General features: G+C 67.2%; 8 protein-coding genes and 3 pseudogenes. 6 read left to right on the plus strand and 5 right to left on the minus strand.

Translation table 11 applies throughout. The features are described 5' to 3' along the window. Positions 1-161: 161 nt before the first annotated feature. Together AQJ27_RS60680 and AQJ27_RS58300 are read left to right on the plus strand one after the other, a co-directional pair. Positions 162-431, plus strand: a pseudogene (locus AQJ27_RS60680) (IS3 family transposase); the annotation flags it as partial. Positions 432-529: 98 nt separating this feature from the next. Continuing rightward, positions 530-1,018, plus strand: coding sequence for a DDE-type integrase/transposase/recombinase (locus AQJ27_RS58300; protein WP_096239685.1), 489 nt, complete (start codon positions 530-532; stop codon positions 1,016-1,018). 53 nt (positions 1,019-1,071) lie between these two features. Here AQJ27_RS58300 and AQJ27_RS00110 read toward each other — a convergent pair whose 3' ends face one another. Further along, on the minus strand, positions 1,072-1,758 hold the full coding sequence (locus tag AQJ27_RS00110; protein WP_067359909.1) for an SDR family oxidoreductase: 687 nt from the start codon (positions 1,756-1,758) through the stop codon (positions 1,072-1,074). 1,180 nt (positions 1,759-2,938) lie between these two features. Between AQJ27_RS00110 and AQJ27_RS00115 the strand changes: the two genes are divergently transcribed. Genes AQJ27_RS00115 through AQJ27_RS00130 form a run of 4 tightly spaced genes read left to right on the plus strand, consistent with a single transcriptional unit; the run spans position 2,939 to position 6,712 of the window. Beyond that, complete coding sequence (locus AQJ27_RS00115) at positions 2,939-3,817, plus strand: alpha/beta fold hydrolase (protein WP_067359911.1); 879 nt, start codon at positions 2,939-2,941, stop codon at positions 3,815-3,817. Then, positions 3,814-4,431, plus strand: coding sequence for a hypothetical protein (locus AQJ27_RS00120; RefSeq protein ID WP_159064303.1), 618 nt, complete (start codon positions 3,814-3,816; stop codon positions 4,429-4,431). The genes AQJ27_RS00115 and AQJ27_RS00120 overlap by 4 nt, the downstream gene beginning before the upstream one ends. Then, a complete protein-coding gene (locus tag AQJ27_RS00125; RefSeq protein ID WP_235613433.1) occupies positions 4,428-6,014 on the plus strand; it encodes a linalool dehydratase/isomerase domain-containing protein in 1,587 nt (528 codons plus the stop codon). Before AQJ27_RS00120 ends, AQJ27_RS00125 begins: the two co-directional genes overlap by 4 nt. Before the next feature lie 11 nt (positions 6,015-6,025). Beyond that, complete coding sequence (locus AQJ27_RS00130) at positions 6,026-6,712, plus strand: DUF169 domain-containing protein (RefSeq protein ID WP_067359916.1); 687 nt, start codon at positions 6,026-6,028, stop codon at positions 6,710-6,712. 166 nt (positions 6,713-6,878) lie between these two features. Here the strand turns inward: AQJ27_RS00130 and AQJ27_RS00135 are convergent, their stop codons facing one another. The 4 genes and pseudogenes from AQJ27_RS00135 to AQJ27_RS00145 all read right to left on the minus strand — a co-directional run. Beyond that, on the minus strand, positions 6,879-7,394 hold the full coding sequence (locus AQJ27_RS00135; protein WP_067359919.1) for a DinB family protein: 516 nt from the start codon (positions 7,392-7,394) through the stop codon (positions 6,879-6,881). 438 nt (positions 7,395-7,832) lie between these two features. Next, positions 7,833-8,095 (minus strand): annotated as a pseudogene (locus AQJ27_RS57785) (transposase); the annotation flags it as partial. A 2-nt stretch (positions 8,096-8,097) separates the two neighbouring features. Then, complete coding sequence (locus tag AQJ27_RS00140) at positions 8,098-8,385, minus strand: hypothetical protein (RefSeq protein WP_067359921.1); 288 nt, start codon at positions 8,383-8,385, stop codon at positions 8,098-8,100. A gap of 287 nt (positions 8,386-8,672) precedes the next feature. Next, positions 8,673-8,912 (minus strand): annotated as a pseudogene (locus AQJ27_RS00145) (hypothetical protein); the annotation flags it as partial.

Below are 8,912 nucleotides of genomic sequence, written 5' to 3' on the forward strand. Positions count from 1 at the left end.
CCGACCCTCGCTCAGAAATGGGACCTCACGGTGACCGAGCTCATCAGGAACGTCCACGCACATCCGACTCTGAGCGAGGCGGTCCAGGACGCCCTCCACGGCCTCGCCGGCCACATGATCAACCTTTGAACTTACGGTACTTGCCTGCCCACCGCGCAAGAATGAAGACCACCCATGATGTCGCCTTCCTGTGCCGACTCCTGAAGGTGGCCCGCTCCTCTTTCTACACCTGGCTCGCCTCGGCGAAAACCCGACCTGCCCGGCAGACCGCCGACGAGGCGCTGGCCCACGAGATCACCGTCATCCACGTCGCCTCCCACCAGACCTACAGCGTCCCGCGCATCCATGCCGAACTGCGGCGTCTGGGACAGCGCGTGAACCGCAAGCGGGTCGCCCGAGTCATGCGCGAGCGGGGCATCCAGGGCCCCCATCGCCGCAGGCGGCACTTGCTGACGCGGCTGGACAAGAAGGCGAGGCCGACCCCAGACTTGACCGGCCGCGACTTCCACACCGACCGCCCGGCACGGAGTTGGTCGGCGACATCACGTTTCTCCCGACCGGCGAGGGTCGGCTCTACCTCGCCTGCTGGCTGGACCTGGCCACCCCGCGAGGTCGTCGGCTACGCGCGATGGCCGACCACCACCGCGCCACCCTCGTCATCGACGCGCTGCGGATGGCCGCGAGACGCGGCCGGCTCCAGCCCGCCTGCATAGCGAATTCAGACCGCGGCAGCGCATACACGTCCGGCCAATTCCAGCGCGAAATAGGGGAGTCGAATCTCCAGCCCAGCTGCGGCCGCAGCGGATCATGCTTCGACAACGCCGCGGCGGAGAGCTTCTGGGCCCTACTCGAAGAAGACATCGAGACCCGGGCATGCCGGGACCGGGCCACCGCCCGCGCCGAGGTCTTCACCTTCATCGAGACGTTCTATAGCCGCCGCCTGCGCAAGCACAAGGTCTTCGGCTACCTCACCCCAGCTGAGACCAGACAGCGGCACCAACACGCCTTCGCGGCATAGAGATCGAGTGGCCAGGATCACGATCACGGGGAAACCTCACGACAGAGGCAAGCTCAGCGCTGAGGGGTCTGGGAGAGGCTAGCTTTGAGCTGCCTGGTGGGCTCGTCAGCGAGGACTTCGGTCCGGCCGTTGGCAATCGCTTGCATGGTCTGCTCTGCCACCTCGGCTGCGGTGATCTTGGGTTCGTCGATCCGGGCACTGAGGCCGGTGTCGGCGAAGCCTGCGTGGACACCGACCACCAGGGTTCCCTGCTCCCGCAGGCCTTGGCGCAGGGAGTCGGTGAGTGACCACTGGGCTGCCTTGGAGGCCGCGTATCCGGGGAAGTCGGGCCGCCCGGTCCAGGAGGTCATGGAAAGCATGTTGACCAGTGCGCCGCCCTCGTGGCGCTGAAGGATTGGCGCGAAGGCCCTGCAGACGGCCCAGGTACCGAAGTAGTTGACTTCCATGGCCTGGCGTGCGCCGTCGAGGGAACCCTCCAGGAGGCCGGTGTCGCCGCTCGAGATACCCGCATTATTGATGACAATGGTGACGTCATCTGCGGTCGCTCCGGCTGCGGCAATGTCCTCGGGGTTGGTGACGTCCAGGCGGAGTGGGATGAGATCCTCGCCGGTCACGGTTGCCGGGTCCCGGGCGCCGGCGTAGACCTTGGCTGCTCCATACTCGATCAGTGCGCGGACGAATGCGTGGCCGATTCCGCGGTTGGCACCCGTTACCAGGGCAACCGAACCCTTGATGTCCATGGTGCTTCCTTTGTCACCTGCCTGCCCTCTTCGGGTAGGCCTGTCGATAAGGGTGAACTGCGCGTCCGGACCGACCTACAGGTGCTCGGCGGCCGCGTACGACCACGCGGGGACGAGCTCACATTTTGTGGCGCTCATCGCGAGGGAGCTGTTGCCCGACTACAGCTGGACATAGCGCCTGGCTGGGCCGTATCCGGGTCCCTATTCAGCGTATGCGACGGGCGCCCCTCGGGCCCAGTGACATACCCCGGGTCGTGCATCGACAGGGAGCAGTTCGGTCAGCCGAGCCAGGAGGCCAGTGGCCTCTTGCCGAATGAGCTGCCCCGCGCCGTGGACCCCACGAAACCCAGAGCAGCTCAAGATGCAACGTGGCGGGCTGCGCCGTAGGCTCGATCTGTGCCTTGGCCCAAGGCGACGTCGGCAATGCCCGCTCGCAAAGCGAGAGGCTAGCCCGCGCAAGGGGAGGCCCCATGAGGAATGAGGCCTCACTCCATGCACGTTCAGGCTAACGCGGCCACGGCGGACCACGCCCCGTCACATCGTCCCGGTCACCTGGTGGGGGCGGTGACGCGCTAGTGTCCCGCGCCAGTAATCCGTCGGTAGATCCGCCTCGTCCTGGCGACCCAACTACGGTCGCCGGCCAGGCGTGTTGACCGTCCGCAACTCAGCCGAAACTACCTAGGAATTTCAGGCGCAGGACACTAGCTGGCTGTGGGCTGCGGTTGCCCGTCCCGGTCGAACTGCGCGGTTGCCCGTGCGGGGTGAGGGGTTGGCCCTGGCGAAGATGAATGCTGGAGAACACCACGGCACCACCAGCACGCGCCCACCCGGCCCGGTCAGGTGCGGACATCTTGTGCGGCTGTTCCACTGCGGACGCCAGCTCCGGGCAGCGGTCAAGAACGGCCTTCCGATGCGGTGTCTCTTCTTCGGTGAGGCTCGCCGGGTGCCGGGTGAGCCAGCCTGGTCACTCGCCGCACCGACGGCCGTGGCGGGGCCCTCCCCCTACCGTCACCCGATGTCTCACCTCCGGTAGTTCGTAGCACACACGGTCACGGAGACCACGTGCCACACGTGATTCCTCATACCGAGGCATGAGTGCGAACCTGGAATACATCGAAAGAAACGTCTGACCCTTGTGTCGTCACAACCCAGGATCCAGAAGCGAAAGAGTTGATTGATTATGTCGACCAGCGACATCGCGCTGACCGCCCCGAACCAGTTCGTTGAGGGTGCTAACGGGGTTACCTACGCCTACCGACGGTTCGGCACTCCCTCCCCCGGCGTGCTTCCGCTGGTGATGCTGCAGCACTTCCGCGGCAACCTGGACAACTGGGATCCGCTGCTGCTCGGCTCCCTGGCCGCCCACCGCGAGGTCATCCCGGTCGACAACGCCGGTGTGGGCCTGTCATCGGGGACGGTGCCGCCCACCATCACCGGGATGGCCCGCGATGCCATCACCTTCGTCGAGGCGCTCGGGCTGCCCAGGGTCGATCTGTTCGGGTTCTCCATCGGTGGGATGGTCGCCCAGGAACTCACTCTGATCCGTCCCCAGCTCGTCCGTCGGCTCGTGCTGGCCGGCACCGGGCCGCGCAGCGGCGTGCTGATGCACGGCTGGATCAACGACGTCCAGGCCCTCGCCAATGTCGCCGACAATCATCCCGAGGATCTGCTGTCCCTGTTCTTCGAAGTCACCCCGTCCAGCCAGCAAAAGGGCCGGGAGTTCTTGGAGCGGCGCGCCTCCCGCACGGAGGACCGGGACAAGCCCGCCGGTCTGCAGGCCCGCGACGCCCAGATGGATGCCATCACCGAATGGGGTATCCCCGACCCGTCCCAGCTGGACCGGCTGGCCGGGATCACCCAGCCGGTTCTGGTCGCCAACGGTGACAACGACATCATGATCCCGACGCCGAACTCCTGGCTTTTGGCCAAGCACCTGCCCGACGCACGCGTCAGGATCTACCCCGACTCCGGACACGGCTTCCTCTGGCAGTGGCCCGAGGAATTCGCCGCACTGGTCCACAGTTTCCTGTCCGGTGCCGGCGAAGAAAAGGCCCCATGATGGACACGACCAGCCAGGTGCACAGGCAGCAGCGGGCGGCACATGCGGCGGCGGTCACCGGGTTGCGGGTGCTGCTGTGGTGGCTCGGGCACGGGCTGGTGCTGGCGGCGCGGTTCAGCGCACCACTCCGGGCCCAGATCACGCGCAGTCTCACGGTCGAGATCTCCGCCGACGACGGTCCCGCACGGCACTGGGACTTCGACGGTCAGCGGCGCAGCGTCTCCACCTCGGCGGGCAAGGCCGCAGCGCCCAACTTCGCGGTCCGCTTCCCCGGCAGCGGTCACGCGCTTCGTGACCTGATGTCGCGCGATGCGATCGACGCCATCATGCGTGACCGCATCGACGGAACCGTCCGCGTCGAGGGCAACCATCTGCTCCTGATGTGGTTCCGCGGCCTGATCCGGAATGTGGTGCCCATCGGCGAGGCCGGCCCCGCCCGGCGGGCCCTCCCGGGCGCGTACGTGGCGCACGACCCCGCCGCGAACGGTGCCGAGAAAATCATCATCGAGCCGGCTGTCCGACAGTTGGATCCACAGTGGACCGGTGCCTGGAACGCACGGGGCAAGCTGTGGATCGTCCGCGGGACCAATGGGGAACCGATGCGGGAGCCATGATGAGCACCCGCGCCGTGACACCTCAGGAGGCAACGCCCACGCCCGCGCTGAACGACCGCGCTCTGGGCTGGCTGCGGTTCATATGGGACAAGGCGACCACCCCGGACGACTGGAGCGACCAGGGCGAACCCCTCCCGTGGTGGGACCGCTACACCGCGCCGCCCATGTGCTCCTTCCCCCGATTCGACGTCCACAACATGTCATACGTCCTCCCGGTCATGCTCGAGGCAACCCCGGCATGGCGGGAGGTCTACACCCGCATCTCGGACGAACTCGTCCGCCGCTACACCTCGTTCTGGGGCGCGGTCGACTGGTGCACACTGATCGGGCCCGATCCCGGTGCGGACCGCTATCCTCCCGCGTGGCAGGCCTTCATCCCCGAACCGCTCCGCGGCCGCTACACGGTACCGGGATGGACCGGAAACGGGATCGAACCCTGGGGACTGCAGCCCGACCCGTGCGGCGCCGACGGGAACGTCTTCTACCGGGGCTGGCTGAACCTGGTCCTCGGCATACGCCGCTACGTCTCCGGAGAGGCCACCGAGCACCAACCACTCGAGATCACCGGATACCAGAACCGCCAGTTCACCTGGACCCACGCGCGGATCGCGGAATTCATCTCCGCCCAGTTCCGTAGCCGCCCCCAGGGCCCGCACTGCGAGAACACCAAGATCTGGCCGTTCTGCGTCAGCGCCACCGGGCTCGGGCTCAAACTCTACGACGCGCAGCTCGGAACCAACCTGAGCGAGCCGGTCCCGCGCTGGTTCGACTACCTCCGCCGGCACTACATGAGCCTGACCCGCTCCGGCGAGCTGCGCACCTTCGCGCTCTACTACGACCCGATGGAGCAACGCCTCCACTCGCTGCCCGGACCCTCCGTGGCCCACGGGGTGTTTCCCTGCCTGCTGTACATGTACCCGCAGGACCGCGAGTTCTCTCTGTGGATCTACGAGCTGGCGATGCGGCGACTCGGCTGGTCCGACCCGGATCTCCCGCTGAGCAGGCTCCAGGCCGACCCCAACCACCTCAGCACGGCCATGTGGATGGCACATGAAGTGAAGGACACCGCCACCGAGGACCGCATCCGGGACTACATCGAGAACACCTACCAGCCCCGGTTCTTCGGCGAGGAGAACGACCGATTCGGATTCTGGTTCGGCTACGACTCCACCTGGCCCCGCGGGCAGGTCAACGCCACCCTGATGCTCGCCGAGTGCGGCACCCCGGGAGCCTGGTGGCGGATCTTCAACGACCCCCTGCTCGCTTCGCCGTCGGAACCGCAACTCCACGGCGTCGACTACCCCAACATCAGCATCCGTCGCGCCCAGAACGACATGGCCCAGCGCGTCCTCAACATCGAGACCGCGGCCCCAGCACCCTCTCAGCGAGGAAAACCCACCAGTTTCACCATCGATCAGCTGCCCAGTCCCGCTGAGGTTTCGGTCACCGTCGACAACCAGGACTCAACCGGCTGGCACGTCACCAGTGGTGATTCCATCCGGCTCGACCTCGACATCGGCGACCACCAGATCCGCGTGGCCTTCCCGGGTGGCAGCTCCCGACAAAACAGTCCCCACACATGAAAGGTGCCTCTATGACATCCGCATCCACGTGGGCGGCCCCGCTCATCGAACTCCTCGGCCTCGCACACCCGCCAGTCGCGATCACCTTCGGCACACAGCCCGCCACCTCCAGCGACAGCAGTCTCCCCGCCCAGCCCGCAGGCTGCTGCTTCTGGGAGCCCGCCCAGCGGCAATCCCTCGACACGCGCGCCTCGGACCACGCCAACTGCAGCACCGGAAGCTACACACACGGCCTGATCGACATGGCCACCGCCGCGTCCGGGGCGGACACCGCCGCCCTGATCAGCACCGGATGGATCACCCCGGCGGACTTCGGCCTCGTCGGGCGCCTGCCGTTCCGGCCGACGTCGATCCGCTACGAACCGCTCACCGTCGCGGCCAGCCCGGACATCGTGCTCGTCCGGCTCTCGCCTGCCTCGCTCATGACACTCCAGGGCGCATGCCCGGACCTGCGGCTCGCCACCAGGCCGCAATGCCAGATCATTCCCCTGGCCTACAGCGGCCAGATCGCGGTCAGCCCGGGATGCGCGGTCAGCCGCGCCCGTACCGGCCTTCCCACAGAGGAGATGACCTGCGCGCTGCCCGCCGCGAGCCTGCCCGCGGTCATCGACCGCCTACGGCAGGCCGTCGCCGCCGACCAGACGGCCGCCGACTATGCCGCCGCCGACCGCCGACGCTTCGCCACGCTCGACTACTGAGATTTGATGCGTGATGTCGCTGGGTCGACGTCTTGAACTGCAAAGACGAGGGTTCGCCGCGCGGCATCATGCGAAGATCACCAGTAACGGGCTCTCCCGCATTGGTCGTGAGGCGTGTTGGCCTGGCTCCTGAGGGAAGGGCCCGCTTCGCGGAGCTGCGCTAGTTCTAGTAGTAGCCCTTCGTGCCGTCGAGCAGCTCCCGGACGATGTCCGCGTGCCCCGCGTGTCGCCCCGTCTCCTCGACGAGGTGGATCAGTATCCAGCGGAGGTTGGCGCTGCCGTCGCGGAAGTCGGGGTGGCGGCCGGCGTCGTCCAGGTCGGCCGCGGCAACGATCTCGTTGCTGCGGGCGCACTGGGCCTCGTACTCCGCGAGGAGCTCTGCGAGGGGGCGGCCGTCGGTGTGCCAGTCGGCGTTCTCGCTTGACTCGTCGAATGCGGGGTTCTGCTTCTTGTCGCCGCCGAGGAACAGCACTTCCAGCCATATGTGCTCGGTCCAGCGCATGTGGGAGATGAGACCGGCCATCGTCATGGCCGGTGAGGTCGGGATGACCGGGCGGCGCGCGTCCTCGTCGCTCAGCCCTTCGCATTTCCAGCGCAGGATCTGCCGCTGCAGGTCCAGCCAGCCGATGAGCGCGGTGCGTTCGTCCGCTTGGCGCGGGGGGCGTTCCAGTTCCGATGACATGCCGGCGCACGCTACCAGGGCGGTTGGGAGGGGGCACCTGGATGACGGGCTCTTCCGCGATTTACGATCTTGGTCACGGTTGGGGACATCGGGGTGTTACTGGTGATCTTCGCATGATGCCGCGGGGCGGGCCCTCCTCTTCGCAGTTCAAGGCGTCGACCCAGCGACATCACGCATCAAACCTCAGTAACCGGCCCCGCCCACGGCCAGTCCACCACCGGGACGGGACCGCTCGGCCTCGTCGGCGTGACCGGGTACTGCAGCTGTGATGACATCGTCAACTTTCGACTCCCTGGCCCTCCCAGTCGACGCGCACGTGGGGGGCGGCGCGGCGGTACTACGCGCGGTACGGGATGGCAGACCCGACACGCTACGCAACGCTGCGCTGCGGTGAGCACTGCGGGATCTAACCTTCCGGGTCGACATCGCAAAGGGCGGGACCCATCGGGTCTTGCCCAGTCCGGAGCCGTACGGGGTGCCACGGCGGGCGATCTTGGGTGTGATCCCGCGAGCCTGGACGAGGAGCCGGTACTTGTCGAAGTCGTAGCCGCGGTCGGCAACAGCCGCCGGGGCCGGTGGCTGTTGCCGACCGCGCGGGCCTGGGTGACGTCGTGACGGTTTCCGATGGTCAGAGTGATGGCGAGTGGGGTTCCGTGCCGGTCGACGATGATGTGGTGCTTGCTACCGGGGCGTGCCCGGTCGGCTATGTCGCGATGAACCTGCGATGCCAGGCCAGCAGTGTCCCAGGTGTAACCGGGAAGAACTCGCGCCAGCGGCGGCGGGGTATCAGGCCGGAGAGGGCAGCAAGCCATAGCCGGTCTGCGGGCTCGTAGCGAACCGCGACGGCGATCTGACGGCGCAGGACCGCGTTCTCATACCGGAGCACGAGCAGTTCGGCGTCCTTGGCGGTGTCTCGGCGCAGGAGCACCCCGGGTACGGATAAGAGCTTGCGGGCGACCTTGTACAGCATCGAAACGATCACGCTGGACATGGTCCCAGCGGAGATCGCTCTATCGCTCCGACCTGCGGCGATGGCTTTCCGAGCCCGACACGCAACGGCCCTTTCCATCCGCCGTGCGGCGCATGCTTCAGGGCGGCAGCAGAGGTGCATGCAGGTGGGCGCCCGTGGCTACATCCGGCTGCCCACAGCCGCCGTGGTGAGCGGCCACGTACCGTGCCGTGAAGCCGCCGTGACCGAGGCCCTCGGTCACGGCGGTCACAGGCACTGGCGCACCGCTCCGTCAGGACCCGGCACGAACGCTGTGCCGCGGGGTTGCCTCAGCTCTGCGGGAGCCGAGCATCGGAGGCAGCGTCCGATGCCGGACCGTTCAGCTCCCCGGCTGCGCGCGCCTCCAGACCGGAGATCCTGCGCAGCGGCACCTCCTTGGTCCAGACAGCTACCAGGAAGGCGAGGACCATTACGCCGGCCACAAGAAGGAAGACAATGTGGAGCGAGTCCGTGAAGCCGACTTTGAACGGCTCGGCCAACCTGGGGTCGAGGTGCTGGATGAACGAGGA

The organism is Streptomyces olivochromogenes (genome assembly GCF_001514115.1).
GTDB lineage: Bacteria > Actinomycetota > Actinomycetes > Streptomycetales > Streptomycetaceae > Streptomyces > Streptomyces olivochromogenes.

Coding starts and splice junctions, on each gene's coding strand:
- AQJ27_RS00115 (WP_067359911.1), top strand. CDS start 2,939: ATGTCGACCAGCGACATCGCGCTGACCGCCCCGAACCAGTTCGTTGAG.
- AQJ27_RS00120 (WP_159064303.1), top strand. CDS start 3,814: ATGATGGACACGACCAGCCAGGTGCACAGGCAGCAGCGGGCGGCACAT.
- AQJ27_RS00110 (WP_067359909.1), bottom strand. CDS start 1,758: ATGGACATCAAGGGTTCGGTTGCCCTGGTAACGGGTGCCAACCGCGGA.
- AQJ27_RS00135 (WP_067359919.1), bottom strand. CDS start 7,394: ATGTCATCGGAACTGGAACGCCCCCCGCGCCAAGCGGACGAACGCACC.
- AQJ27_RS00130 (WP_067359916.1), top strand. CDS start 6,026: ATGACATCCGCATCCACGTGGGCGGCCCCGCTCATCGAACTCCTCGGC.
- AQJ27_RS00140 (WP_067359921.1), bottom strand. CDS start 8,385: ATGTCCAGCGTGATCGTTTCGATGCTGTACAAGGTCGCCCGCAAGCTC.
- AQJ27_RS00125 (WP_235613433.1), top strand. CDS start 4,428: ATGATGAGCACCCGCGCCGTGACACCTCAGGAGGCAACGCCCACGCCC.